Annotated in this window: 1 protein-coding gene; it reads right to left on the reverse strand. The window is 47.5% G+C overall.

The features are described from left to right. Positions 1-610: PKD-like domain-containing protein (locus OQX62_RS25055; protein WP_265834415.1), on the reverse strand; the 610-nt coding region annotated here is incomplete at both ends.

The following is a 610-nucleotide window of genomic DNA, read 5'->3' on the forward strand; positions in this document are numbered from 1 at the left end:
ACCCGGGCAACCTGTAGCTGTAGGAATAACGGTAATTTTTGCAACAATTGGTGTATTGGTCAGGTTGATTGCTTTAAAGCCAGCAATATTTCCAGTGCCTGATCCCGCAAGGCCTATACCTGGTTTGTCGTTTGTCCAGCTAAAGGTCGTTCCATTGACTTCTTTTCCTGCAACCTGTACAAAGGTAACCGGCGTAGTGGTCGCATCATTACACACTTCAAAAGAAGAAGGCAATGCTACTGTTGGCGTTGGGTTCACCGTGATCGTAAATGTTTTCGCTTCACCCGGACATGATGTAGCTGTTGGGGTAACGGTAATTGTCGCGATAATTGGTGCATTGGTCAGGTTGATCGCTTTAAAGCCAGGAATATTTCCATTACCCGATCCCGCAAGGCCAATACCGGGATTATCATTTGTCCAGCTGAAGGTAGTCCCCGTCACCTCTTTACCTGCAACTTGTGCAAAGATAATTGGTGCTGTGGTCACGTCATTACACACTTCAAAAGATGAAGGCACCGCTACCGTTGGCGTTGGGTTCACCGTGATGGTGAAGGTTTTAGGAGCACCCGGACATGTAGTCGCCGTAGGAGTAACAGTAATCGTAGCGATG

Source organism: Pedobacter sp. MR2016-24 (assembly GCF_026239655.1).
GTDB lineage: Bacteria > Bacteroidota > Bacteroidia > Sphingobacteriales > Sphingobacteriaceae > Pedobacter.